This is a genomic window from Caballeronia sp. HLA56 (assembly GCF_054655155.1).
The window spans coordinates 2,255,429-2,279,024 of sequence record NZ_BAAHOB010000005.1; the positions used below are offsets into that span (position 1 = coordinate 2,255,429).

The 23,596-nt window shown below is 63.5% G+C and carries 21 protein-coding genes; 6 read left to right on the top strand and 15 right to left on the bottom strand.

Annotated features, from left to right (window positions below):
* Positions 1–8: 8 nt before the first annotated feature.
* Positions 9–734 carry an SOS response-associated peptidase gene (locus ACYQ47_RS30140; RefSeq protein WP_459908380.1) on the top strand — a complete coding sequence of 242 codons (726 nt, stop codon included), beginning with the start codon at positions 9–11 and terminating at the stop codon, positions 732–734.
* 2 nt (positions 735–736) lie between these two features.
* On the opposite strand, the gene ACYQ47_RS30145 is transcribed toward ACYQ47_RS30140, so the two are convergent.
* Both ACYQ47_RS30145 and ACYQ47_RS30150 read right to left on the bottom strand, forming a co-directional pair.
* Entirely contained in the window at positions 737–886 is a 150-nt protein-coding gene (locus tag ACYQ47_RS30145; protein ID WP_309842543.1) for a hypothetical protein, read from the bottom strand.
* Positions 887–1,051: 165 nt separating this feature from the next.
* Positions 1,052–1,990 carry a LysR family transcriptional regulator gene (locus ACYQ47_RS30150; RefSeq protein WP_459908382.1) on the bottom strand — a complete coding sequence of 313 codons (939 nt, stop codon included), beginning with the start codon at positions 1,988–1,990 and terminating at the stop codon, positions 1,052–1,054.
* 166 nt (positions 1,991–2,156) lie between these two features.
* Between ACYQ47_RS30150 and ACYQ47_RS30155 the strand changes: the two genes are divergently transcribed.
* The 4 genes from ACYQ47_RS30155 to ACYQ47_RS30170 are packed head-to-tail and all read left to right on the top strand — an operon-like array spanning position 2,157 to position 6,948.
* Positions 2,157–3,686, top strand: a complete 1,530-nt coding sequence (locus tag ACYQ47_RS30155) for an efflux transporter outer membrane subunit (protein ID WP_459908384.1) — start codon at positions 2,157–2,159, stop codon at positions 3,684–3,686.
* Between the two features lie 11 nt (positions 3,687–3,697).
* Entirely contained in the window at positions 3,698–5,851 is a 2,154-nt protein-coding gene (locus tag ACYQ47_RS30160; protein WP_459908386.1) for an FUSC family protein, read from the top strand.
* Entirely contained in the window at positions 5,841–6,041 is a 201-nt protein-coding gene (locus ACYQ47_RS30165) for a DUF1656 domain-containing protein (RefSeq protein WP_250464390.1), read from the top strand. The genes ACYQ47_RS30160 and ACYQ47_RS30165 overlap by 11 nt, the downstream gene beginning before the upstream one ends.
* A 46-nt stretch (positions 6,042–6,087) precedes the next feature.
* On the top strand, positions 6,088–6,948 hold the full coding sequence (locus ACYQ47_RS30170) for an efflux RND transporter periplasmic adaptor subunit (RefSeq protein ID WP_459908389.1): 861 nt from the start codon (positions 6,088–6,090) through the stop codon (positions 6,946–6,948).
* A 58-nt stretch (positions 6,949–7,006) separates the two neighbouring features.
* Here the strand turns inward: ACYQ47_RS30170 and ACYQ47_RS30175 are convergent, their stop codons facing one another.
* The 7 genes from ACYQ47_RS30175 to ACYQ47_RS30205 form a co-directional block, all read right to left on the bottom strand.
* Complete coding sequence (locus tag ACYQ47_RS30175) at positions 7,007–7,819, bottom strand: ABC transporter substrate-binding protein (protein WP_459909379.1); 813 nt, start codon at positions 7,817–7,819, stop codon at positions 7,007–7,009.
* A gap of 459 nt (positions 7,820–8,278) precedes the next feature.
* The gene (gene astE / locus ACYQ47_RS30180) at positions 8,279–9,298 is read right to left on the bottom strand and encodes a succinylglutamate desuccinylase (RefSeq protein WP_459908391.1); all 1,020 of its coding nucleotides are present in this window, start codon (positions 9,296–9,298) and stop codon (positions 8,279–8,281) included.
* Complete coding sequence (gene astB, locus ACYQ47_RS30185) at positions 9,282–10,622, bottom strand: N-succinylarginine dihydrolase (protein WP_459908393.1); 1,341 nt, start codon at positions 10,620–10,622, stop codon at positions 9,282–9,284. Before astB ends, astE begins: the two co-directional genes overlap by 17 nt.
* A gap of 20 nt (positions 10,623–10,642) precedes the next feature.
* Positions 10,643–12,115 (bottom strand): succinylglutamate-semialdehyde dehydrogenase, encoded by a 1,473-nt coding sequence (gene astD / locus ACYQ47_RS30190; protein ID WP_459908395.1) that lies wholly within the window; start codon positions 12,113–12,115, stop codon positions 10,643–10,645.
* Positions 12,116–12,126: 11 nt separating this feature from the next.
* The gene (gene astA, locus ACYQ47_RS30195; RefSeq protein WP_250508881.1) at positions 12,127–13,161 is read right to left on the bottom strand and encodes an arginine N-succinyltransferase; all 1,035 of its coding nucleotides are present in this window, start codon (positions 13,159–13,161) and stop codon (positions 12,127–12,129) included.
* Positions 13,158–14,210, bottom strand: a complete 1,053-nt coding sequence (aruF, locus tag ACYQ47_RS30200; protein ID WP_250464691.1) for an arginine/ornithine succinyltransferase subunit alpha — start codon at positions 14,208–14,210, stop codon at positions 13,158–13,160. Before aruF ends, astA begins: the two co-directional genes overlap by 4 nt.
* A 12-nt stretch (positions 14,211–14,222) precedes the next feature.
* Positions 14,223–15,452, bottom strand: a complete 1,230-nt coding sequence (locus ACYQ47_RS30205) for an aspartate aminotransferase family protein (protein WP_459908397.1) — start codon at positions 15,450–15,452, stop codon at positions 14,223–14,225.
* Between the two features lie 263 nt (positions 15,453–15,715).
* On the opposite strand from ACYQ47_RS30205, the gene ACYQ47_RS30210 reads away from it, so the two are divergent.
* Positions 15,716–17,689: a cytotoxic necrotizing factor Rho-activating domain-containing protein gene (locus ACYQ47_RS30210; RefSeq protein WP_459908399.1), complete on the top strand. Its 1,974-nt coding sequence runs from the start codon at positions 15,716–15,718 to the stop codon at positions 17,687–17,689.
* Positions 17,690–17,788: 99 nt separating this feature from the next.
* On the opposite strand, the gene ACYQ47_RS30215 is transcribed toward ACYQ47_RS30210, so the two are convergent.
* The 6 genes from ACYQ47_RS30215 to ACYQ47_RS30240 form a co-directional block, all read right to left on the bottom strand.
* Positions 17,789–18,772, bottom strand: a complete 984-nt coding sequence (locus ACYQ47_RS30215) for a GlxA family transcriptional regulator (protein WP_459909381.1) — start codon at positions 18,770–18,772, stop codon at positions 17,789–17,791.
* Between the two features lie 79 nt (positions 18,773–18,851).
* On the bottom strand, positions 18,852–19,679 hold the full coding sequence (locus tag ACYQ47_RS30220) for an ABC transporter ATP-binding protein (protein ID WP_370652102.1): 828 nt from the start codon (positions 19,677–19,679) through the stop codon (positions 18,852–18,854).
* A 21-nt stretch (positions 19,680–19,700) separates the two neighbouring features.
* The gene (locus tag ACYQ47_RS30225; protein ID WP_244827664.1) at positions 19,701–20,414 is read right to left on the bottom strand and encodes an ABC transporter permease; all 714 of its coding nucleotides are present in this window, start codon (positions 20,412–20,414) and stop codon (positions 19,701–19,703) included.
* 15 nt (positions 20,415–20,429) lie between these two features.
* Complete coding sequence (locus ACYQ47_RS30230; protein ID WP_244827663.1) at positions 20,430–21,119, bottom strand: ABC transporter permease; 690 nt, start codon at positions 21,117–21,119, stop codon at positions 20,430–20,432.
* 244 nt (positions 21,120–21,363) lie between these two features.
* On the bottom strand, positions 21,364–21,762 hold the full coding sequence (locus tag ACYQ47_RS30235; protein WP_459908402.1) for a hypothetical protein: 399 nt from the start codon (positions 21,760–21,762) through the stop codon (positions 21,364–21,366).
* 60 nt (positions 21,763–21,822) lie between these two features.
* Positions 21,823–23,406, bottom strand: a complete 1,584-nt coding sequence (locus ACYQ47_RS30240) for an EAL domain-containing protein (RefSeq protein ID WP_250492198.1) — start codon at positions 23,404–23,406, stop codon at positions 21,823–21,825.
* Positions 23,407–23,596 lie beyond the last annotated feature (190 nt).

The following is a 23,596-nucleotide window of genomic DNA, read 5'->3' on the forward strand; positions in this document are numbered from 1 at the left end:
GCCAAGCCATGTGCGGCCGAATCAGCCAGTACCGACTGCCGATGCATTACGCGCAACGTCTGCATCTGAAGAACCCGTTCGTACTCGTCGATGCCGCCGACCGGCGGCCCGGCTATAACCTGTCGCCGGGCACGCATCCGCTCGCCGTCTATCCCGACGAATCGATTCGCGCCGTGCATTGGGGATATTGCCCGCCGTGGGCGATACAAAAGAAGCTGCCGCAGACCATCAACGCGCGCGTCGAGACGGCGTCGACCAGTGCCTATTTTCGCAATCTGTGGAAAAAAGCGCGCATTCTCGTGCCGGCGGATGGCTGGTTCGAATGGCGAATCGAGCCGCGTCCGGGCGAATTGTCGACAAACCCCGCCGCCGCGAAGCCCTTCAAGCAACCGTATTACATTCGACGCGCCGACGGTGAGCCCATGTTCCTCGCCGCGCTCACGAGCGTCACGCGCGAGGAGGACGCCGCGCAGCCCGGCGCAGGCTTCGTGATCGTCACGGCAGCAGCCGACGAAGGCCTCGTGGACGTCCACGACCGCCGCCCGCTGGTTTTCTCCGCAGCCACGGCGCGGCGCTGGCTGGACCCGGACGCATCAGCGGAGGATTTGGCGCGGCTCGTGAAGTCCGACGGCATGCCGGCTTCGCACTTCGTCTGGCACCGCGTTTCAACCGATGTGAACCGCGCCACCACGGACGAAGCGCGGCTCATCGAGCCGCTGGAAGCGCTTTTTTAGATTCAGCGGGTGCGCCGGTCGCGGTTGCTTTCGACGCGAATCGGGATCAGGCGCTTTCTTGCCTCTTCTTCCGACTGGGCACGCATGGCATTGAAAAGCTCGCGCGACGCCGGAACGGCGATCAACGACACAAGCGCGGCAAGAGCGAACATAAGTGGCGTGCTCATCAGACGAGTCCCCAAGATAAATGCAGTGAACGTGGACAGACAGTAGCAAATGCGGGTGAATCAGGAGTAAGCAAGTGTTGCGCCGCAGCTTATTTCGTAACCGGACTTCGGTCAGCGCGCCGGAGCCGACAGCACTGACGGCAAGCATATTCAGCCTACTACGAACTCCTTGAGCGACTCGGAATCGGCGGCGAGCGTGTCGGGCAGCGCCGCGCGCAGAAACTCCACCCACGTGCGGATCTTGGCGTCCAGATACTGGCGCGACGGATACAGGGCGTAGACCGTCAGTTCCTGCATCGTGTATTGCGGCAGCACACGCACCAAAGTGCCTGCGCGCAAGGCGGGCAGCGCGGAGGACGTCGGCAATACGCCGATGCCCATGTTTTCCCGGATCGCCGTCACCATGGCGTCGGCCACGTTCACCGTGAAGGGCGAAGCGCCGAGACTGACCGTTTCCTGCCCGTTCGGACCGTCGAAGACCCAGCGGTCGGGCGGAAACACGGGCGTCATCAATTGCAGACAGGTGTGGCGCACCAGATCGGACAACACATGCGGCGTGCCGTGCTTCTCGATATACGCCGGTGACGCACATGCAATGCTGAACACCGTGCCGAGCCGCGCCGACACCAATGCGGAATCCGGCAACTCAGAAGCCAGCACCACCGACACGTCGTAACCCTCGTCCAGTAGATCCGGCACGCGTTGCGCCAAAGTCAGCTCGACCTGCACGGACGGATGACGCTGCTGATAGCGCGAGATCATCGGCACGACATAGTGCACGCCGAAGCTCGTCATCGAATGCACCTTGAGTTTGCCGGCCGGGCGCGCGTGGGCGTCGCTGGCTTCGGCTTCGGCCTGATCGACGTAAGCGAGAATTTGCTCGCAGCGTTGCAAATAGCGCTCGCCCGCCTCGGTTAGCGCGATTCGGCGCGTCGTGCGATTGAGCAGCCGCGTGCGCAGATGCGCTTCGAGGTCGGACACGGCGCGCGACGCGTAGGCGGTGGTCGTATTGAGATGCTGCGCGGCGGCGGTGAAACTGCCCGCCTCGACGACGCGCGCGAACACGCGCATGTTTTGGAGCGTATCCATGACGCTTTCCCGTTTTTCGGCGTTTGTGCAGATCGAATTGTTACATGACCAGTAACAGCGATTATCGCAATCTCAGTAAGAATGCTTTACATCGTTACTGGTTATTCGACAATCCCTGCAAAAATATAATTCACTCTCAAATTCTATTCAATTTTGGGAGGGAATCGTGCGGAGCCGGTCGTTCAGCTATGCCGCTTATGCCGCGGTTCTTACGGCATTTTTAACAATCGCCGGATGCGCAAGTACGGGCAAGGTCGCGCCGCAGGATCCGCTGAAAGACGTGGCAACGCTCGATGTCGGCAACGCCATTCGCGCCGCCAATGCGGACGCCGCGTGGCCCGGCCAGGAATGGTGGCGCGCGTATCGCGATCCGCAGCTCGATGCCTGGATTACACGCGCAACCGGCGGCAACCCGACACTGGCGATGGCCGCCGCACGCGTTCGCGAGGCGCGCGAGGAAGCCGGCGTGGCGCGCTCGGCGCTTTTGCCGCACGTCGATGGCGCGATGAGCCTGCAACGCAAGCACTGGCCGGAGAACGACTTCTACGGCCCCGGCTACTACGGCGGCACGACTACGTGGGACGACACCGCCGGCCTTTCGCTCTCCTATGACCTCGATCTCTGGGGCCGCGACGATAACGCCGCCGAACGCGCGCTCGATGTCGCCCACGTGCGCGCCGCCGATGCCCGCGCCGCCCAGCTCGAACTCGAAACCAACGTGGTGCGCGCCTACATCGGCTTTTCGCAGGCGTTTGCGCTGCTCGATATCGCGCAACAGACGCTCGCGCAGCAGCAGCGCATCGCGGATCTCACAGAGCGGCGTTTGAAAGGCGGCATAGGCACACAGCTCGAAGTGAGTCAGGCCGAAACGCCGTTGCCCGAGTACGAGCGTCAGGTCGATATCCATCAGGAAGAGATTGAGCTCGCGCGCCATCAGCTCGCCGCGCTTGCAGGCGAAGGTCCCGGCGCGGGCGATGCGCTCACGCGTCCCACGCTCGCGCTCGCGACGCCGCTGCCCTTGCCCTCGTCGCTGCCCGCCGAACTCGTGGGTCATCGGCCCGATATCGTCGCGGCGCGCTGGATGGTGGCGGCGCAAGCGCGCGGTATCGATGTCGCGAAGGCCGAGTTCTATCCGAACATCAATCTCGCGGCGTCGCTCACGCAGACTTTCGCGGGCGGCGCGCTGCTCAGCTTCCTCACGAGCAAGGCGACGGGTTATACATTCGGCCCGGCGCTGTCGTTGCCTATCTTCGAAGGCGGACGGCTGCGCTCGCAACTCGGCGCGGTGTCGGCGCAATACGACGTGGCCGTCGATCACTACAACGCGACGCTCGTCGCCGCGCTCAAGGACATCGCCGATCAGGTCGTGCGCGTGCGTTCGCTCGACACGCAGCTGGAAGCGTCGGGGCGCTCGGTCGCCGCCGCACGCAAGAACTACGACCTCGCCAACGCCGGTTATAAGCGCGGCCTGACCGATTACGTCAACGTGCTGATCGCGCAAGCGCAATTGCTGCGCGCGCAGGACGGCGAAGCACGCGTGCGGGCGCAACGGCTCGCAGCCTATGCGACGCTCACCTCCGCGCTCGGCGGCGGCATCGACGATCCCTCGAATGGTCCGCAAGAAACGGCGCTCGCGCCCGCGAAGCATATCGGCCCGTTCGGTTCGTCGCTCGGCGCGTCGTCCTCGGTGAAGTGAGGAGAACGTTCATGGCCACTGTTCTCATCGACAAGCGCGCATCGCTCGTGAACGCCTTCGCGGATTGGGCGCGCACCGACGGCCTCGCGTGGATCTACATCTTCAAGGCGGTGCTGGCGGCGCTGATCGCGCTATGGATCGCCATGCGGCTCGACATGCAGCAGCCGCGCACCGCGATGACCACCGTCTTCGTCGTGATGCAGCCGCAAAGCGGCATGGTGCTCGCGAAGAGCTTCTACCGTTTCTGCGGCACGATGGTCGGTCTCGTCGTCATGCTCGCATTCATCAGCCTGTTCTCGCAGCAGCCGGTGCTGTTTCTCTCGGCGACGGCGCTCTGGGTCGGCATCTGCACGGCGGGCGCGGCGCGCAATCGCAACTTCCGCTCGTATGGCTTCGTGCTCGCGGGATACACGGCGGCGCTGATCGGCATACCGGCGGCGCAGCATCCGGATGGCGCGTATCTGTCGGCCCTGACGCGGGTGGGCGAAGTGTCGCTCGGCATCGTGTGCGCGGGCGCCGTGAGCGCGCTCGTGTTTCCGCAACTCGCGGGCGAGCAGATCCGCACCACGGTGCGACGGCGCTTCACGCAATTCGTCGATTACGTCTGTCACGCGATGTCCGGCAAGCTCGAGCGCGCGCAAATCGAACGCACCAATCTGAGCTTCGTCGCGGATATCGTCGGCTTCGAGGCGGCGCGCAGTGTCGCGATTTTCGAGCATCCCGAATCGCGGCGGCGCGGCGGGCGGCTCGCGCGGCTGAATAGCGAATTCATGAGCGCATCCACGCGTTTTCACGCGCTGCATCAGTTGATGAACCGGCTGCGCGCAAACGCGTCGGGCACGACCATCGATGCGCTCGAACCGTTCATTCACGAAGTGCCGCCGCTGTTGCTGATTGCGGGCGAGCCGGTGCGCAACGCTGCCGACGCCGCGCACGCCGCCGCGCAATTGCGCGACTACAAGGCCGCGTTGCCCAAGCGCGTGCGCGCGACGCGTATCTCGCTCGAAGCCGCGCCCGGCTTCACCGCACTCGAATTCGATACCGCGACCGAGCTGCTTTATCGTTTCGTCGACGACATGCTCGCGTATGCCGACACCTACGCGTCGCTCGCGGCGCCGTCGCATGAACGCGAGCGCTGGGTCGCGCGTTACGTGCCCAAGACCAATCTGCTCGCGGCCGCGGTTTCCGGCCTGCGCGGCGCGGTCGTGATGTTCGTCCTGAGCGCGTTCTGGATCGCGAGCGCGTGGCCGAGCGGCGGCACGATGGTGCTCAACGCCGCTGCCGTATGCGCGCTGGCGTCGTCCTCGCCACGGCCGAAGCAGATGGCCGCGCAAATGGCTATCGGCACGACGCTCGCGAGCATCACGGGCATGATCGTCGTGTTCGGCGTGTTTCCGCATATCGACGGCTTCGTGCTGATGTGCGCGGCGCTCGTGCCCGCGCTCATGCTCGGCGCGTTCTTGACGACGCGTCGCTCGCTCGCGGGCGTGGGCATCGGCTACTGCATCTTCTTCTGCTTTCTCGCGGGGCCGGACAACCTCGTGCATTACGATCCGACCGGCTTCATGAACGACGCCATCGCGCTCGTCTTGTCGATGATCGTCTCCGCGATCGCCTTCGCCGTGCTCCTGCCGACCGATGCGCCGTGGCTGCGCCGTCTGCTGCTCGCGGACCTGCGCCGCGAAGTAGTGAGCGCGCGGCGCGGACGTCTCGCGCAACTGACGACGCATTTCGAAAGCCGCACGCGCGACCTGCTTTCGCAGATCAACGCGCTCGCTTCCGACGAGCCCGCGCTGCAACGCGAGGCCTTGCAGTGGCTCTTCGCGGTGCTCGAATTCGGCAATGCGGTGATCGATTTGCGACGCGAAATGGCGGGCTTCGAACGCGTCGTGAACCCGACGCTCGATGCGGTGGCGCGGCTCTTCGATCGGCCACGGCAAGCGCGTTTCGATGGCGCGCTCGTCGCGACGGAACACGCCATCGACGAGATGCAGGCCAGGCTTGCTTCGCAGGCTTCGGATTCGGATACGCCGCGTGAAGAGCGGCATCGGCTGCAACGCATCGTGAGTCATCTGCATTTCATTCGTACCGCACTGCTCGACCCGGAATCGCCGTTCGCAGCGTTCCAACCGATTTCGCCTGAAGGAGCGTCCCATGCCGCGTGATACCGCGATTCTCGAAGCTTACGTGCCGACGCTGCTTTTGCTGTGCCTCGCGGGCGGGCTTGTCACCTGGATCATCGACCGCGTGCTGGCGCTGACAGGACTGTATCGCGTGGTCTGGCATCCGGCGCTGTTTCGCGCGAGCCTGCTCGTCTGCGTGTGCGGCGTGCTGGGTCTCGCGGTGTATCGATGATTCTCGACCGCTTCGTCGCCAACAACATATTCAAGAGAGTTGCATCATGCTGATCAGAAAACTCGTCGGCTACGTCATGACGATAGCCATCTTCGCTGCGGCGCTCGTCATTGGCCGCATGCTGTGGGTGCATTACATGAACGATCCGTGGACGCGCGATGGACGGGTGCGCGCCGATGTGGTCAACGTGGCGCCGGACGTGTCGGGCGCGGTCGTGCAGATGCCGTTGCACGACAATCAGTTCGTGAAGAAAGGCGACTTGCTGCTGGAGATCGACCCGTCGCATTACCAGATCGCCGTCGAGCAGGCGCAGGCGAACGTCGCGGCGCGCGCGGCCGAGTTGCGCATGCGCCGGGCCGATGCGGCGCGTCGCGCGGACATGGACGCGCTGGTCGTCTCGAAGGAAGCACGCGAGAACTCCATGCAGACGGCATCGACTGCCGAGGCGCAGTTGCAGCAGGCGAATGCCGCGCTGGATGCCGCGAAGCTCAATCTGGAACGCACCAAGGTGTTTTCCCCGGTGGATGGCTATGTGACGAATCTGAACGTGTATCGCGGCGACTACGCGACGGCGGGCGCGGCGAAGCTCGCCATCGTCGATAGTCATTCGTTCTGGGTTTATGGCTATTTCGAAGAGACCAAGCTGCCGCATGTGAAGATCGGCGACAAGGCGCAGATTCGTTTGATGAGCGGCGGCGAGCTCACGGGTCACGTCGAGAGCATTTCGCGCGGCATTTACGATCGCGACAATCCCCAAAGCCGTGAGTTGCTCGCGGATGTGAACCCGACGTTCAACTGGGTGCGGCTTGCGCAACGCGTGCCTGTGCGCGTGAAGATCGATGATGTGCCGGAGGGCGTGCTGCTCGCAGCGGGGACGACTTGTACGGTGGTGATTGGGGCGATGTAAGGTACGAAAGCCCGTTCCGCTTTCGCCAGAAACGGGCTTTCTCAAGCAAGACCAAGCCTTACTTCAAAACCACTTTCACATCGAAGTACTTGGCCGCGAACCGGTCGATGCTCCCATCGTCCTTCAACTCCTTCAGCGCGCGATTGAGCGCATCCTTCAGCGCCTTATCGTTCTTGCGCACGCCGAAGCCGACGCCTGATCCGAGCAGCTTGTTATCCGACACCGCCGGTCCCGCGAACGCGAAACCCGCGCCTTGCGGCTGCTTCAAAAAGCCCTTCGATGCCGCCTCGGCATCTTGGAACGCGGCATCCAGACGGCCCGTCGCGAGATCCGCGTAGATCTGATCCTGCGCCTGATACGACTCGACATCTATCCCCGCCGGCGCCCATTTCGCCTTCGCGTATGTCTCTTGAATCGAGCCTTGCAGCACGCCCACGCGCTTGCCCTTCAGACCATCGACGCTCGGCAGGATCGTGCTGCCCTTCTTCGCGACGAGCTGGTTGGGAATCGTATAAATGGGATCGGTGAAGTCGATCGCGACGCGCCGCTTGTCCGTGATCGTCATGTCCGAGTTGATGGCGTCGAACTTGCGCGCCTGCAAGGCCGGAATCAGGCCGTCGAACGAATTTTCGACCCACACGCATTTCGTCTTCAGCTTCGCGCACACCGCGTTGCCGATGTCGATATCGAAGCCCGTCAGTTCACCCGACGGCGTCTTGGATTCGAACGGCGCGTAAGACGCCTCCACGCCGAAGCGCAGTTCCTTCATGCTGTCGGCGGCATGCGCGTCGAGCGTTGCCATGCCTGCCGCCGCGGAAACGCTCACGAGCGCGAGCGCGGCAAACCTGCGATTGAGCCATTGCAGTTTAATCAAGTCCATCTCCTTCCAGGTCGATTCGTTCGTCTCTGTTAGATGCCGCATGCCGCCAGCGTCCGAAGCATCGCTGCACGGAAAGCCATGCTCAAACGTCTCGGCGATGATCGCTGCGCCGCATCAAACACAGGGCCGCGATTGTAGCGCGGTCGCGGCAACAGACTGTGGAGATAACGTGGACGGGGAAGTTGCAAGTGGTGGTCGCGTTCATGCAAGTACAAATGGACGGTCGGGTGCGCGGTCAAGTGCATGCGGCAAGTTCAAGCTAGAGCCCAAACGCAAATGCACGGGCAAGCCCACGCACAAGTGCAAACACGCGACAGATCGCGAAGGCGTGCCACCCACCTCGATAGAAATGTCGGCAATGTGCCGCCCAATAATCGCGACTGATGTGCCGGCCACAAGCACGACTCGACGCTCGAACAAACGTGCAAGCGCCACCGCAAACGCCAGCGCTCAATCGAGCGCAGCCAGCGTAGCCTCGGTCGTATCGACGACCATCAGCCCCGCGCGCAATCCCGCCTTGACCCGAGCATTGGGAAACACGATCCGCTCTTCATCGTGCGATACGCGATACCGGTAATCCCCATCATGCGCGAGTTCGGTGCCCGCTGGAAACGCCGTGAAATTCGGCACGTCGCCAGCCACGTTCAGCACGAACGCATCGCTTTGCTTGTCGATCTGCGCGACCACGGAAAATACGCGCAAAGGCGCATCCGCGTCCGGCCGCTCACCGCCTACCAGACGACGCAACGCCGCATCCGATGCCGCAAAACGCGTGAGATCGTTCGCGCCGAAAGGACGCACCTTGCCGAGCTCCAGCGTGCAGGCAAGCGCGTTGCAAGCCTGCGCCGTGAAATATGAGAACGTATTGTTCTTCTCGCGATGCAAAAGCACCGCCTGCAAGCGCGCATCGCGCAGCCAGTCGAACATCGCGCGTGCGAGCGGTGCGCCGGTGTGCGGCAGCAAGGCGAACTGCTCGAATACCGAGGCGCGTATCGCCGTGTGCATGTCGATATGCCATCGCGCATGCGTGACGCCCTCGAAGAACGCCAACGCACTCGCTTCGAGCGACGCCGCGCGCGGCGCTTCCCGGCTCTGCGTGAACTTCGCATGGCGGCCGCTAAAAAGCCGATTCAGATCGTCGTCGATATACCGCTCACCCGCGCGCATCGCCTCGATGTTGCCGAGAATCACCAGCATGCGCGCGGCAAGTGGCGCCGCGCCGCTCGCGATATCGGCAACAAGCCGCGACAGCATTTCGATGGGCGCGGTTTCATCGCCATGAATGCCCGCCGATGCAATCACGCTTTGCGATGCCTCGTTCGCCGCGGGTTCGAGTAACAGCACGCCATCGTCCTGCCAGGTCCAGCGCACGCCCGAAGGCGCGACGCCGAAGGTTTGCGACGGCTGCGCGCCCGACAGCGTGAAGCGCAAGAAATCGTTCAGCAGCAAGGCATCAGCGCTGGAAGTCATAGATCGATCCGAGCGAGAGAATAGACGTCAATTCATCGAGCGCGGTGCGCGACTGATCGAGCAATTGCGGATCGGCGAGATCGGCGGCCGCGAGGCGATCGCGATAATGTGTGTCGATCCACGCATCGAGGCGGGTGAAGAGCGCGTCGTTCATCCAGACATCGCGATTGACGGCCGCGTGCTCCACGTCGTTCAGCACGACGCGCAAGCGCAGACACGCCGGGCCGCCGCCGTTTTTCATGCTCTCGCGCAGATCGAAGACGAGCACTTCGTCGATCGGCGTGGATCGCTCGCCCAGCGAATCCAGATACGCGGCCACGCGCTCGTTCTCGCGGCATTCCTGCGGCACGACGAGCACCTGCTTGCCCTGAACGTTCGACAGCAACTGACTGTTGAAAAGATACGACGAGACCGCATCCGCGACGCTCACTTCGCTCTCCGGCACTTCGAGCGCCGTGAAGACCGCGCCACGCGCCGCGAGCTTCGCGCTCAGTTCGTCGTACACGCTGTGTTGATCGACGAACGCGCGCTGATGGCAAAACAGCGTCGTGCGATTGCCGACCGCGATGACATCGTTGTGGAACACGCCGGCATCGATCACATCGGGCGATTGCTGCGCGAAAACGGTCGCCGACTCATCGAGTTCATGCAGACGCGCGACGGCCCGGCTCGCCTCCAGCGTCTGCCGCGCGGGATAGCGTTGCGGCTGCGGTCCCTGCGCATATTCGCTGCGTCCGTAGACAAAGAACTCGACGCCCTTCTCCCCATATTCGCGCGCAAAACGCGTGTGATTCGCCGCGCCTTCGTCGCCGAGCGCGGGCGTGCCGGGCAGCGCGTGATGAATGCGAAAGCGCGCTTCGTCGACGAAGATCGCGGCGAGCGAACGGCGCGTTTCGCCATGCTCGATCGCGCGATGCAGCTTCGCGGCGAGATTCGCGGGCGTGAAGTGGACGCGGCCATCGGCGGTATCGGCGGAAGGACTGACGGTCGCGGCGTTGGCGGTCCACATCGCCGATGCGGAACTGGCCGCCGCCAGCAGTTCGGGCGCTTCGCGAGCGGCGCGCGCGATGACCGTGGCATCGTCGCCGGAAAAGCCGACGTCGCGCAGAAGACGCACGGAAGGCCGTTCGAGCGGCGGCAAGACGCCTTGCTTGAAGCCGAGGTCCGCCAGCCGCTTCATCTTGCGCAAGCCCTGCTTCGCGGCGGCCTTCGGGTTCGCCACCGACTTCTCGTTGCTGCGCGACGCGACGTTGCCGAACGACAGCCCCGCGTAGTTGTGCGTCGGGCCGACCAGCCCGTCGAAGTTCGCTTCGAATGAAGACATCCTTGATCCTTCGCGGTTCTTTAGAACGTGAGTCCCGGCGACACGCTCGCGGGCATCTGCAATTGCGCGCTTTCCACCGATGCCATCGGGTACGAACAGTAATCCGCCGCATAGTACGCGCTCGGCCGCTGATTGCCCGAGCGCCCGATGCCGCCGAACGGCGCCGCCGACGAAGCGCCATTGGTCGGCCGGTTCCAGTTGACGATGCCCGCGCGAATGGTGCGCTGAAAGTGCGTCCACGCGGCTTCGTCGTCGGCGAGCAAGCCCGCCGAGAGACCGTAGGCCGTATCGTTCGCGCGTTCGATGGCCTCGTCGAAAGTCCGGTAGCGCGTGACCTGCACGAGCGGCCCGAAATGCTCTTCGTCGGGAACGTCGGCCGCGTGGGTCACATCCAGGATAGCCGGCGTGACGAAGCCCAGATGCGCCGCGCGCTGCTTCATCTCGAGCACGGGCGCCGCGCCCGCTTCGATCAGATGCGCCTGCGCCTTGACGAGCCGCGCCGCCGCGCGCGCCGAGATCACCGCGCCCATGAACGGCTGCGGATCTTCGTCGTAAGCGCCAACGCGAATGTTCGCACTCACTTCGGCGAAGCGCTGCATGAAGCGCTCGCCGAAGGCATCGTCGGGAACGAAGAGACGGCGCGCGCACGTGCAACGCTGTCCCGCCGACAAGAACGCCGATTGAATGGTGTGATGCACGGCGGCGTCCACGTCGTCCGTATGCGCGACGACGAGCGGATTGTTGCCGCCCATTTCCAGCGCGAGCACGATCTCCGGCCGCCCACCGAACTGGCGATGCAACAGCGTGCCCGTATCCGAACTGCCGGTGAAGAAAAGCCCGTCGATTTGCCGATGATTCGCCAGCGCCACGCCCGTGTCCTTCTCGCCCTGCACGAGATTCAACACGCCGGCGGGCAAGCCTGCTTCGCTCCACAAAGCGACCGTCGCTGCAGCCACGCCCGGCGCGAGTTCCGAAGGCTTGAACACGACCGCGTTGCCCGCGATGAGCGCCGGCACGATATGACCATTGGGCAGATGCCCCGGAAAGTTGTACGGCCCGAACACGGCGACGACGCCATGCGGCCGATGCCGCAACACGGCGACGCCATCGGCCATGGGTGCGCGCTTCTCGCCGGTGCGCTCGTGATAGGCCTGCACGGAGATATCGACCTTGGCGGCCATCGCAGCCACCTCGGTGCGCGCTTCCCACAACGGCTTGCCGGTCTCGCGGCCGATGGCGTCGGCGAGCGCTTCCTTGTTCTCGTTCAACGACGCGGCGAAGCGGCGCGCAATGGCGACGCGTTCATCGAAACTCACCGCCGACCAGGACGCAAACGCGCGCCGCGCCGATGAAACCGCGCGCTCGACATCGTCGGCCGAAGCACTGTTGCCTTGCCAGACGACCGAGTCCGTCGCCGGGTTGCGCGAGGCGAACGCCGCACCCTTGCCTTCCACCCACTCGCCGCCTATATACAACTGATTCTGGATAGTCATGTCGTTTCTCTTTACTTGGCCCGCGGATAAGACGTGAGCACGCGCACGGCATCGCCTGCGGTTACGCGCAGGGCATCGGCTTCTTCCTGAGTCAGCAGGAACTCGCCGTCATCGACCGCGCCGACGGTCGCGCCGCAGCGGAACCCTTCGAGCAGCGTGTTCGACACGAGACTGCGCGCATCGCTTTCGATGGCGGCATCGCGCACGCCGATCCTCACTTCGGCCAGCACGCTTTCACGCACCGTGCGCAAATCCGCGACGTGACATTCGAGCACGGGACCGGCATCGAAGATATCGACGTGATTCTCGTAGCGCAGCCCTTCGGCTTCGAGCATCTTGCGCGCGGGCGCGGTATCGCGATGCGTGATGCCGACCGCATCGCGCGCGGCATCGGGCAACAAGTCGAGGTACACGGGATAACGCGGCATCAGTTCCGCCACGAACGACTTCTTGCCATGCGAGCTGAGATAGTCCGCTTCGTTGAAATCGATCTGATAAAAATGCGAGCCGACCGCGTTCCAGAATGGCGACTCGCCGTTGTCATCGAAGTGACCGCGCAACTCGGCGCACAGACGCTGCGGAAACCGCGAAGTGAATTGCGCAATGAACATGAAGCGCGAGCGCGACAGCAAACCGCCGACACCCGCCGTGCGATAACGCGGGCTCAAAAACAGCGAGCACACTTCCGCGTAACCGGTGAGGTCGTGCGAGATGTTGAGCAGCGACATACGCGTCCATACGCCCAGATCCTTGCTCGCATGCACGACCGTTGCCACGCGATAGTTGTAGAACGGCTGCTCTAGTCCGACTTCCGTTTCGATGCCGCAAACGCCCGCGATATCGCCCGTCGCGGTGTCTTCCATCACGAAGAGATAGCCTGCCTCGAAAGCCTCGGCGGCATCCGCAAGCGTGCGGCGCGCGCGTTCGACGCGCGCGGCGAGCGCCTCGCGATCCGGCTTGAAGGTGGTCAGGCCCGGACCCGTTTCGAGGGCCAGCGCGACGAGTGCGTCGACATCTCGCGGCCGCACAGAGCGCACGACGATCATTGCAATTCTCCCGAAGCCTGATGCAAAGGCACGGCACGCACCGTCTCTTTCTCCTGCACGCCGAGCGCCGCGCGCGCGTCGGCGCTCAAGGCCGCGCCGTCGGACCGCGTGCCCGCCAATGGTGCGACGATCGCGCGAAATTCGTGCGCGCCGCCCGCGGCCACGAGATACGGCGCGGCGCGTGAACCGGCAAGCGCGCCATCGCGCACCGTGCGCAATTCGCCCGAACTCGCCGATGCGCTCTTGTCCACGGCTATCGTCAACACCGGGCCAGCGTCGAAGATATCGACGAAACGGTCGGGCTCGAAGCCCTCTTCCAGATGGATGTCGTATGCAAGGAGCGTGCTTTCGTTCGGCTCGCCGAGCACGCGCTGCGCTTCGCCCGGCAGGAGCGGTACATAGATGGGATAACTCGGCATGACTTCGGCAATGAACGTGCGGCTGCGTCCACCCGATTCGAGTTCCACCTGCTCGAAGTCGCGGCTGAAGAACTTGCGTCCCACTGCTTCCCAGAACGGCGACGCGCCGGTGTCGTCGCTGACGCCGAGCATCAGCGAGAAGACTTCGCTCGAAAAGCGCTTGCGGTTCGCGGCGATATACAACATGCGCGAGCGCGACAGCAAATGCGCCGCCGCTTCGCCTTCGGGCGTGCGCAGCGACGGATCGATATAAAAGCCCGTAAGACGGCTCTTGCCCGTGAGTTCGTGCGACATCGTGAGCGCGTGAATCTTGCGATTCACCTTGAGTTCGCGCGATGCGTGGATCAGCGCGTCGTTACGAAACGCGTAGAACGGCTCCGAGTACCCTGCCGACGCGACGATGCTCGATGTCCCGAGCAGCTTGCCCGTCGCCGAATCCTGCATCACGAAGAGATAGAACTCCTCGCCGGGCAAATCCACCTCGGCGCGAAACGAATCTTCCGAGAGCGCAACGCGCGTTTCGAGCGCGCGGCGGTCGCGCGGCAGCGAATGCAGCACGGGTTGCGCCGCACGCGCCATCCGTTCGAGCTCGTCGAGATCGGAGAGTCTTGCGGGACGAACGAATAGCATCATCGGGTCCTATTAGCGAGTGACGGCGGACGCGCCCACGAGCTGGCCGATTGCCTGCTCGATACGCGCGAAGCCTTCGTCGAGATCGGCCATCGGCATGATGAGCGACGGCGCGAAACGCAGCACGTTGGGGCCGGCGATCAGCATGATCACGCCATTCGCCGCTGCCGCATTGAGCACGTCCTTCGCGCGGTCCTTGTAAGTGTCGTTGAGTTCCGCGCCGATCAGAAGACCGCGACCGCGAATCTCCCTGAACATGTTAAAGCGCTCGCCAATCCGCTGCAGATGCGCCTTGATCGCGCGGCTGCGCGCTTCCACGCCTGCGAGCACCTTTGGATCGCTGATCAGTTCGACGACCTTTTCCGCAATCGACGCGCCAAGCGGATTGCCGCCATACGTCGTGCCGTGCACGCCGACCGAGAAATGGCTTGCGATCGCTTCGGTGGTCAGCATCACGCCGATGGGAAAACCGTTGCCCAGCGCCTTCGCGCTCGTGAGAATGTCGGGCGTCACGCCATACTGCATGTATGCGTAGAACGTGCCCGTGCGGCCGACGCCCGTCTGCACTTCATCGAAAATCAGGAGTGCGCCGTGCTTGTCGCAGGCTCGGCGCAGACCCTCGAGGAACGCGGGATCGGCGGGCAGCACGCCGCCTTCGCCTTGCACCGGCTCGACGATCACCGCGCACGTGTCCGGACCGATGGCTTCGACGGCCTTCGCGAGATCGTTATACGGCAAATGCCGAATGCCTTGCGGCTGCGGCCCGAAGCCTTCCGCGTATTTCGGCTGGCCGCCCACGCTCACCGTGAAGAAAGTGCGGCCATGAAACGATTGCGTGAACGAGACGATGCCGATCTTCTCCGGACCGAATGTGTCGATGGCATAACGGCGCGCGAGCTTGAGCGCGGCTTCGTTGGCTTCGGCGCCCGAGTTGGCGAAGAACGCGCGATCCGCGAAAGTGAGGTCCGTGAGGCGTTTCGCGAGGCGCAACACCGGCGCGTTGGTGTAGCCGTTGCCGATATGCCAGAGCTTTTCGCCCTGCTCGTGCAAGACCTTGAGCAGTTCGGGATGCGCATGACCGAGCGCCGTGACCGCTATGCCGCCCGCGAAGTCGATGTAGTCTTTTCCTTCGGTATCCCACACGCGCGAGCCGCGGCCTTTTTCCGGCACGAAACTCGCCGGCGAAAACACCGGCACCATGACTTCGTCGAACGTATCGCGGCTTACCTTGATCTCGCTCATGCTGTGCTCCTCGTCTGCCATTGCAATGTCTCCGATATTAGGCAATCGCGCGCCATCCGTCTTGCGCGTTCGCGACATGCTTCGAGGGCTTTTCGCGGAACGGCGCGTCCAAGACCGCAGCGCAATGCCTTGGAGCACGCTTCCCTATCGCAGGATTGCGCGATTTATCCGGCGCATTGATCGCGTATCACCCCTGCCGGACCTCATCTCGTACGCTCGAGCTGTAACAAAAGGATTGACCACAACTCGTTGAGGAGGTCCATATGCAGGTGAATTCGCAAACTGGGTATATGTACGGCGTATCGAATGATGAACTGACGCAAGATACGAGCGGCTTGCCGCCGGAATCGCTGATGCCGGCCGGTACGAGAGCGCTGGCGGCCCCGCCGCCCCGTGTGGGAAGCGCAAATACTTCGCCTGGGGGCGCAAGCACGACGGGAGGCCCGCAAACGCCGTCAACAACGCCACCCAAGTTTCACGGGCAGGACGTATTCACGCGCTATACGCCAAACGGATATTCTGTCTCCGCGAAGGGAGGAAGCTGGATCACGCTTCGCCCCGACTTGGTCGCGCAGACAATCACCAATCGATTCGGCATGCTGGGAAATAACGTTCTCGCGATAGAACGCAAATTGCAGGCTCATCAGGATCTCACGGCGGACGAGGTCGTCTCTCTGAGGCGGTTCGCTGTCGCAACGGAATATCTTGCGCGTATCGATCCCGCGCTCAATAGCATGCTGGACACACCGTCCACCCATACTCAAGACGAAGTGCAGATCAGATATGTAGGCGGCCCGATTATCCGGACGGACTATACGCAAGCCGAAGTTCTAGAAATGACGTCCGAGGCTCTCAAAAATCCCTTCACGTCCTTCGTGAAGAACGCGCATGACCTCGGTAAGAAGCTGGCAAGAGGAGAAGCGCTTACTCCCGAAGAGGCATCGACCATAGAATGGTATACCGGCATTTTAGACCAGGCCAACGCATTGACGCCTGCTGGCAGGGTCATGAAAGTCGCCGGTGTGTTGACTGGCGGCTTGAATCAAGTCCAGGAAGGAAAGCCACTCACGAAAGAATCGGCGCACGAGCTGCTCGACGTGCTGAACGTGCGGCCGGACTTGGGAGCCGTGCAAAGCGCACGAAACGAGACGCCGCCTGCAACACCTTCGACGCCGTTCGTCAAGCGGCCTGTACATCTCCAGGACGGGCGCATCGGGTACCTGTTGGGGCCGACCAAACCACCGCGCATGCGCCCGGAACAACCCGGTACCTCCGGCGTTTCGACAGCCGGGGGCGGCAGCACGACACGGCCGCCTGCCCGCCAGCTCGGCCAGCGCGATGTCGAGAAATTGGCCGGAAAAGGCCCGCTCAAATTACGTGCACCCACCGATCAGGCGGCCGAACAGCAACGAATGAATTCGTTGCGCGTCCGGTTCGAATACTATCGGCACGACAGAGACGTCTCCGACATGGCCGCGCCGATGGACGCCACCGAAGCGCGATACGATCAACGTCGCGACGTGCTGAACGTAGGCGAGACAAAGGATGCGACCTCGTACGACAGCAAAATGAAGATGTTCACCGGCACTTATTGGGACAAGAAAGGCGTTTCGCTCAAGAACACCGATCAGATCATCAGTATCGACAATGGCCGGGAGGGAGTCGGTGCGATCGCGGTGCCGTACTCGAAGATTCCGCGCGGGGGAACCGTCCTCGTGACTACAGGCACCCTGTCCGGATGTTCCGTGGTGATGGCATCGGACGGACGGAACTTTTATGCTTACCACGCCGGCACCAATCGCGCGGGTCCAGGATGGACGACCTCTGCGGACGGCGCCGCTGAAATCGTCCGAGCGCACAACGCAATGCGCCCAGATAGCCCGGTCGTTGCTTCTGCCTCGCCCGGCGGTCAAGACCTGATGAACGTCGGCAATAAGTATCCATTCTCGGTGATCGTTTATAACGGCAAATCGGGAAGCCTGACGAATCCGAGTACTGGCAACTCCGCTGAACGAATGTCGATGTTCGACTACTTCGAACCCGACAACTCGAAGAGCGTGGTAGGCACTGGAGAAGCGGTCATCTCCAAGGACATGAACGGCACCGTCTCGGTCCGCGTCCTGGCGGAAAAAGGAACGTTGAGCGATCCCAAGTCGGGGCCGGACGGAATGACGACCAAGTACACGATGCAAATGAGAAAAACGAGCGTCTATACCTTGCCGGCGGCGACTTTGTAAAAAAAGCGGCGGTGCAAAACTTCGTGATTCGCTCGATGCGTCCATTGACCGGCGGACAGGCTCCGTTTCGGTCGATGGCGTGCGCCGCGAGGCACCTCGTCAATTATGCTGGCCGCTGTCATCGGGCGGTTCGATGAGCGCGCCGCCGCGCGGTTCGTCGACCACGCCGCCGCGCTGCTTCTCGATCCAGTTGCGGCGCTCCTCGCGCGGCGTCACGCCGAAACGGTCGCGATAAGCATTCGAAAAATGCGCCGCCGAAGAAAAGCCGCATGCGAGACTGATCTGCACGACCGACTTGCTCGTGCGCTGCAATTGCGTGCGCGCCTTGGTGAGCCGCAGATTGAGGTAGTACTTCGATGGCATCGCGCCGAGGTATTGGCGGAACAGCCGTTCGAGCTGCCGCCGCGAAATGCCAATGAGGTTCGCGATTTCATCGGTGGCGAGCGGGTCTTCGATATTCGCTTCCATGAGCTGCAAGGCGTCGTTAAGACGCGGATGACGCTCGCCCGGCGCGGTCACGAACGGAATGCGCTGCCGCTCCGTGCCCGCGCGCAACACGCCGACGCCGAGCGAATCGGCAATGCGTTCGGCAAGATCCTGGCCGTGATCGCGCGCGATCATCGCCAGCATGAAGTCGATGCTCGCTTGCCCGCCCGCGCAGGTCGCGCGATTCCGGTCGATCTCGAAGATCTGCTGCGAGACGATGGCGCGCTCGAACTGCTCGGTGAATTGCTGATACGTTTCCCAGTTCACCGCGACGCGATGCTGCGCGAGTTGTCCCGCCATGGCGAGCCACCAGACACCGTGATGGATGCCGGAAACGAGCGGCGTGCGGGGCGCCACGCGCGCGAGACTTGCCAGAAAGAGGCGGTAGTCGGCGAACTGCTGGTAGCGCTCCGAGATCACGATGAGCCAGTCGCACTGCACCGCGTCGTTGAAGGCGCAATCGGCGGGCATGTGCGCGCCGCCCGAGAGCGGCACCGGCCGGCCGTCCCACGAACAGATCCGCCATTCGTAAAGCCTGTGCCCGTCGATCTCGTTGGCGAGCAGAAGACTGTCGATGATCGGCGCGATGCCGCTCATGGATACCGGCGGCAGCGCCACGATCACGACCTGCAACGGCCCGGACGAGCCCGCGGAACCCGGCGGCGACAGCCCCACCTTACTTGAGACTGCCGGACAGGAATTGACGCAGGCGGTCGCTTTTCGGCGCGCTCAGCACATCGGCGGGTGCGCCCTCTTCCTCGGTGCGTCCCTGATGCAGAAACATCACGTGATTCGACACGTTGCGCGCGAAGCCCATCTCGTGCGTGACGACGATCATCGTGCGGCCTTCCTCCGCGAGCTTCTGCATGACCTTCAGCACTTCGCCGACGAGTTCGGGATCGAGCGCGGACGTAGGTTCGTCGAAGAGCATGACATCGGGATGCATGGCAAGGGCGCGCGCAATCGCCACGCGCTGCTGCATGCCGCCCGACAAATGCGACGGATACTGCTTCTCCACGCGCGGCGGCAAACCCACTTTCTCCAGATACGTACGCGCGCGGTCCTCGGCTTCCTTCTTCGACAAACCGAGTACGTGGATGGGCGCTTCCATCACGTTTTCGATGGCGGTCATGTGCGACCACAAATTGAAGTGCTGAAACACCATCGCGAGTTTGGTGCGGACGCGCTGCAACTGCTTGTGATCGGCGACATCGAGATTGCCGGCCTTGTCCGCCTTCGTGCGCACGGGTTCGCCGTCGACCACGATCTGCCCCGCGTTGGGCTTCTCCAGAAAGTTGATGCAGCGCAGGAACGTGCTTTTGCCCGAACCGCTCGCGCCGATGATGCTGATGACATCGCCCGCGCGCGCCGAGAGCGACACGCCCTTCAGCACTTCGTTGTCGCCGTAGCGCTTGTGAATGTCACTGGCGACGAGCTTGGTCGCGACGTCTTTGGCGGTAGGCTCCAACGCTTTCTCCTCGGATGATGGCTTGTCGTGATGCATGGCTTCGGATTTTACCGCTCGTCAACGGCTCGCCGGTCTCAAATAGCCGAGCCAGCGCCGCTCCGCGCGCCGGAACGCGGCCACGAGCGCGAACGAAATCGCGAGATACAACAGCGCCGCAATGCCGAACGATTCGAACGACTGATACGTGGCGGAGTTGGCGTCTCGCGCGACCTTCAGGATGTCGGGCACGGTGGCGGTGAACGCGACCGTCGTGGCATGCAGCATCAGGATCACCTCGTTGCTGTACAAAGGCAAGGCGCGGCGCAGCGCGGATGGCAAGATTACGCGGCGATACATCGTGAAGCCGCTCATGCCGTAGGCGCGCGCCGCTTCCACTTCGCCGTGCGGAATCGCGCGAATCGCGCCCGCGAAGATCTCGGTCGTGTAGGCGCAGGTATTGAGCGCGAAGGCGAGGATCGCGCAATTGAAGCCGCTTTTGAAGAACGCTTCGAGAAGCGACTGCGAGCGCACGAATTCGAGGCTGTACATGCCCGTGTAGAGCAGCAGCAACTGCACGTAGAGCGGCGTGCCGCGAAACACGTAGGTGTAGAGACGCACGGGCGTCGAGAGCCAGCGGCGCTTCGACACGCGCGCGCAGGCGAGCGGCACGGCGGCGCAAAAGCCCGTCGCGATCGATGCCGCCAGCAGCCACAACGTGACGACGAGACCCGACGCGCGCATGCCGTCGGAGTACAGGAACGGGCGCCAGTATTCGGCAAGGATCTGGATCATGGCGAGCGTGAGTGGTCAGAGTTCGGCGTGCCGCACGCCAATGGAATAGCGGCGTTCCAGCGCCATCAGCACCAGATTCGAAGCGCTCGTGATCGCGAGATAGATGAGCGCCGCGACGAGGATGAAGAAGAACATGTCGAAGGTGCTCTTGCCCGCATCCTGCGCCGCCTTGACGACATCCGCGAGCCCGATGATCGACACGAGCGCGGTCGCCTTCACCAGCACCTGCCAGTTGTTGCCGATGCCCGGTAACGCAAAGCGCATCATCTGCGGAAAAAGAATGCGGCCGAACACGCGCATGCCGCTCATGCCGTAGGCGCTACCCGCTTCGAGCTGGCCGCGCGGCACGGCGAGGAACGCGCCGCGAAAGGTCTCGGTGAAGTACGCGCCGTAGATGAACCCGAGCGTCAGCACGCCGGCCGTGAAGGGGTCCATGTCGAACTGGTCCCAGCCGAAGGCATCGGTGACGCGATTGATCGCGATCTGAATGCTGTAGAACAAGAGCAGCATGAGGACGAGATCGGGAACGGAGCGGATGAGTGTCGTGTAGGCGGTGGCGATAGCGCGCAGCGCCCCATGCCGCGACAACTTGGCCGTCGCGCCCGCAAGTCCGAGCAGCACCGCCACGAGAAGCGACAGCACCGCGAGCGCGAGCGTTTCCCTGGCGCCCGCCCATAGGAGCGGACCGAAACCGTGTAAAGACAAGGAGCGCCTCCAATTTGTTCTTCGATTGGCGGCGATCCTCGCAAGCTAAAAATAATCGCTCAAAGCGCAAGCTGGCTTATAGTGCGATGCAGCATCCGTGTGTGAAGGCAGTCGAGACGCCGCTGCGTACGCGAGCGCGGATCGGAACCCACGCACGCATGAGGTTGAAAAATCGCGCTTTCAGGTCGCATTTTCGATAGACGCGTCGGCGTCCAGACGATGACCTATCGTGGCCGCGTCGCGTTCAATCCGCTGGCAGCGCGCGCACGAGTTGCGCGACCTGGCCGTTGGCCACCGCGATATCGGCGCTTTCCTGCAGCAGCGGCAGGAAACGTTCGGCGAAGGCGGCGTCGCGAGTTTCGGCGCGGAACATCGCGGCCACCGCTTTCGCGTGCTCGATGCGCGCCTCGGGCGTGGCTTCACGGTCGTCGAGGACGTCGTCGATGGCGGCGATCGCGGCCGACAAGGGCGAGAGCCATTTATAAGCCGAACCGTTGATCACGATCTGCAGGAACTCGCCGGGCGACACCGCGCCGAACTCGGCCTCGTGGCGCGCGCGCATGTGCGCGAGCACGCTGCGATGAAGCGTGAGCAGCGGATGACGGACATCGCGAAGAAAAGCGCTTGCTGTCTGGTCGTTCATGGTCGTGGCTCCTTGAGGTCAGCCCACCAGATGAGGACGATACCGGCGATTCCAACCCGCTCAGTGTCCGCGCGTCCTGCTTGCGTAGCGGATGAACTCGGCAGCCGAGAGCGGCGGCGAGAAGAGCCAGCCCTGACCGAACTTCGCGCCCCGCGCTTGCAGATACGCCGCCTGTTCCTCGCGCTCGATGCCCTCGGCGATCACCTGCACGTCGAGCGTCTCGGCCATGTCGACGATATGCGAGGCCACGCTGCTCGATGCCGCGTCCTGACCGATGGTATCGACGAACGATTTGTCGATCTTCAGGCCATCCACGCGAAAATTCTGCAAGTGGGACAGGCTCGAATAACCGGTGCCGAAGTCGTCGAGATAGACCGCGTGCCCCGCATCGCGGAACGCGCTGATGACTTCCTTCGCGGCGGCGGCATCGAGGAAACTGCGCTCGGTCGCTTCGATGCGAATCTGCTGCGGCCGCACGCCGACCCGCGCCACCGCCGGGCGCAGCACGTCGAGAAAACGGTGCGTCGTGAGATCCGGCACGGACAGATTCACGGACACGTAGTAATCGCGATAGCGCTTGAGAAACTCGCCGAGTTCGAAGAGCACGGTGTCGAGCACCTGATCGGTGATGGCCTGGATCAGCCCGCCATGCTCCGCGAGCGGAATGAAGTGATCCGGCCGCACGATCCGGTCATGATGCTTCCAGCGCACGAGTGCTTCCGCGCCGACGCAACGCCGCGTGGTGAGATCGACGATAGGCTGATACGCGACGATGAACTGATGCCGCCGCACCGCGTCGCTCAACTGACCGCGCGGCGAGAGCCTTCTCACGATGAACCATGCGGCCCAGCCAGCGCACGCGAGACCCGCGCCCATGCCGCCGAGCAGCCATCCCCACGGCAAGGTGGAGACACGCTGCCTGAAGGTCTGATGCGGCGCGCTCACGACCACCGCGAGCGGCAGCGACACGGACCGGCGCACGACCCACGACGCGCAGTCAGGCCCGGGCGATGGTGTGCGATAAACGGCGAGGATGGCGGCGGTATCGGTGGCGGGCGTGCGCGCGATCACGCGGCTCGCTTCGGTGTTGATGACCGCGAGACTCGCGGGCGCGCTCGCGTTGTCGCGACCATCGAGATAGAGCGAAGGATCGGCGGCGACGTAGAAACCGTCGCGGCCCATGACCAGCGACTCCTTGCCGCCCGGCAAACGCGAGAGCGCATACCAGGCGCTCACGCCGTCGCGCGAACGCCAGTCCGGAGCCGGTAGCGTGAGCCCTTCGAGCGTGCCCGCCGACACCGCGCCCAGAAGCGACGAGCATTGCCAGCGGCCGTCGTGATCGTAGGCGCCCGCATCGCGCACTTGTGTATGTGTCAGCGCAATGCGCCTGAGTTCGTGGAGATAGATCGTCGAGCATGGCGTGGCGCTCACCTTGCCGATTTCGCCGAGCGCGCCCGACAGACGGCGCGTTACGTCTTCCGCCCGAAACAGCGCGGCGGCGGCGGCGGTGTTCAGCAATTCGACTCGCTCCTGCCGGCGGCTGCGCTCCGCCAATAAAAAGCCGATGCCCGCCGGTGCGAGCGCCGCAGTCACCACGATGACGATCAGAAGCGCCGCCAGCGCCCCACGTTGGAATTTGTTCATTGCATGTTATGGTCCGCGGCGCGTTGGGTGATACTGGTCTTACGCCGCACGCGCTTTGAGCGCGTTTTTCGTTCGGATGCTCGACTTGGCGGGGCGCGCGCAGGGCAGCGCCGTCCGCCGTCCCGGACAGACGACTAAGTGTAGGGGGCAGCGCCCGCCCGGTTCAACGCTTTCTTTAACCTATAAGTCG

Excerpts from the sequence above, each read along its gene's own strand:
- ACYQ47_RS30235 (WP_459908402.1), bottom strand. The coding sequence starts at position 21,762 with ATGAACGACCAGACAGCAAGCGCTTTTCTTCGCGATGTCCGTCATCCG.
- ACYQ47_RS30145 (WP_309842543.1), bottom strand. The coding sequence starts at position 886 with ATGTTCGCTCTTGCCGCGCTTGTGTCGTTGATCGCCGTTCCGGCGTCG.
- ACYQ47_RS30160 (WP_459908386.1), top strand. The coding sequence starts at position 3,698 with ATGGCCACTGTTCTCATCGACAAGCGCGCATCGCTCGTGAACGCCTTC.
- ACYQ47_RS30225 (WP_244827664.1), bottom strand. The coding sequence starts at position 20,414 with ATGATCCAGATCCTTGCCGAATACTGGCGCCCGTTCCTGTACTCCGAC.
- ACYQ47_RS30170 (WP_459908389.1), top strand. The coding sequence starts at position 6,088 with ATGCTGATCAGAAAACTCGTCGGCTACGTCATGACGATAGCCATCTTC.
- astE (WP_459908391.1), bottom strand. The coding sequence starts at position 9,298 with ATGACTTCCAGCGCTGATGCCTTGCTGCTGAACGATTTCTTGCGCTTC.
- aruF (WP_250464691.1), bottom strand. The coding sequence starts at position 14,210 with ATGCTATTCGTTCGTCCCGCAAGACTCTCCGATCTCGACGAGCTCGAA.
- ACYQ47_RS30220 (WP_370652102.1), bottom strand. The coding sequence starts at position 19,679 with ATGCATCACGACAAGCCATCATCCGAGGAGAAAGCGTTGGAGCCTACC.
- ACYQ47_RS30165 (WP_250464390.1), top strand. The coding sequence starts at position 5,841 with ATGCCGCGTGATACCGCGATTCTCGAAGCTTACGTGCCGACGCTGCTT.
- ACYQ47_RS30150 (WP_459908382.1), bottom strand. The coding sequence starts at position 1,990 with ATGGATACGCTCCAAAACATGCGCGTGTTCGCGCGCGTCGTCGAGGCG.
- ACYQ47_RS30210 (WP_459908399.1), top strand. The coding sequence starts at position 15,716 with ATGCAGGTGAATTCGCAAACTGGGTATATGTACGGCGTATCGAATGAT.
- astD (WP_459908395.1), bottom strand. The coding sequence starts at position 12,115 with ATGACTATCCAGAATCAGTTGTATATAGGCGGCGAGTGGGTGGAAGGC.
- astA (WP_250508881.1), bottom strand. The coding sequence starts at position 13,161 with ATGATCGTCGTGCGCTCTGTGCGGCCGCGAGATGTCGACGCACTCGTC.
- ACYQ47_RS30215 (WP_459909381.1), bottom strand. The coding sequence starts at position 18,772 with ATGAGCGGCATCGCGCCGATCATCGACAGTCTTCTGCTCGCCAACGAG.
- ACYQ47_RS30240 (WP_250492198.1), bottom strand. The coding sequence starts at position 23,406 with ATGAACAAATTCCAACGTGGGGCGCTGGCGGCGCTTCTGATCGTCATC.
- ACYQ47_RS30140 (WP_459908380.1), top strand. The coding sequence starts at position 9 with ATGTGCGGCCGAATCAGCCAGTACCGACTGCCGATGCATTACGCGCAA.
- ACYQ47_RS30205 (WP_459908397.1), bottom strand. The coding sequence starts at position 15,452 with ATGAGCGAGATCAAGGTAAGCCGCGATACGTTCGACGAAGTCATGGTG.
- astB (WP_459908393.1), bottom strand. The coding sequence starts at position 10,622 with ATGTCTTCATTCGAAGCGAACTTCGACGGGCTGGTCGGCCCGACGCAC.